This window comes from Streptococcus sp. GMD4S, assembly GCF_000296955.1.
The window spans coordinates 1-1,101 of record NZ_AJRE01000262.1; the positions used below are offsets into that span (position 1 = coordinate 1).

The window sequence follows — 1,101 nt, forward strand, 5'->3', positions numbered from 1 at the left end:
TTGAAAGCGTTTCATATGATTTATTTCTATTTTTGCTGTTTTTACCCCATTCTATAGAAAGTTTTTCCATTTTAGATTGCGAATTTTTCTTGATTTTACTCTATTTTCTGAAACAAACTGAAAAATCCAAGTTAAGAACTTGGATCGATTCATTTTATTTAAAATAGTAGGAATAGTGTTGTTTACAACCTGGATTAAATGGTGCACTGCAGTAAGGACAAGCCATCTGTTTTTGGTATTCTTGGAAAGTCATTGTCCTCTTACAACCCCCACATAAGATTGGTCGATCCTCAAAAAGCGCCAAGGGATAGGGAGAAAAAACATGTGTCTCCATAGTATTGTGACACTGATAGCATGCGTAGTATTTTTTGCATTCATAACATTGGAGTGAAACAATATCCTTTTCACTATGATAATGAACACATCTGCTTTCATCATCTACCAATAAACCTTGAGCTTGTATCATTCCCTTTTCCTTATCTAGGCACGAACTGTAACACTTGTCCCGTCTTCCTTATAGAGGTTGATGAGCCCTTCCTTGAGAGCGCGGACCATATCCCCTACTTGAACAGGTTGTGGAACCTTGATTGTCAAGAGTTCCATTGGATTTGGAGCACGGTCTATTTTATTGCCCTTGGCATCATGAAGATCTTCGATATAAGTTTCAAAATGTCGGAAACCTGGTCCGTAAAACTCAACTTGGTCTCCTTCATTGATAACATTCCGTTGACGAATGGTTGCCGTTTGAGTCGCATCATCATACGAAACCACTTCAGCGACAAACTTGTATTCAGGAATTTTACGACGAGCGCCAAACAACTGTTCGTTTTCAGACGGTGTACCGTAGTAGAAACCTGTTGCCAATTCACGTTGGGCAACCTTCCACATCTCGTCTACCAAGTCCTGTTTGATGGCTTCAAATTTCTCGGGACTTTCGAGATAAGCATCTACAGCCGCCTTGTAACAGTTGGTCACAGTTGAAACATAGTGGATCGACTTCATACGACCTTCAATCTTGAGACTGTCTACACCGTTTTCGATCATATCTGGAATATGGTCAATCATGGACATGTCAACGGCTGACATCGAAAATTCTTCTGG

2 protein-coding genes are annotated in these 1,101 nt (G+C 39.9%); both read right to left on the reverse strand.

Annotated features, from left to right (window positions below):
• Positions 1-154: 154 nt before the first annotated feature.
• Positions 155-466 carry a CHY zinc finger protein gene (locus GMD4S_RS13035; RefSeq protein WP_008279616.1) on the reverse strand — a complete coding sequence of 104 codons (312 nt, stop codon included), beginning with the start codon at positions 464-466 and terminating at the stop codon, positions 155-157.
• Positions 467-480: 14 nt separating this feature from the next.
• Positions 481-1,101, reverse strand: a 621-nt coding sequence (locus tag GMD4S_RS09210; protein ID WP_000296571.1) for a U32 family peptidase C-terminal domain-containing protein, incomplete at its 5' end; no start/stop codon positions are given.

What these genes read in the sequence shown, in the direction of transcription:
- GMD4S_RS13035 (WP_008279616.1), bottom strand. Translation starts at nt 466, where the DNA reads ATGATACAAGCTCAAGGTTTATTGGTAGATGATGAAAGCAGATGTGTT.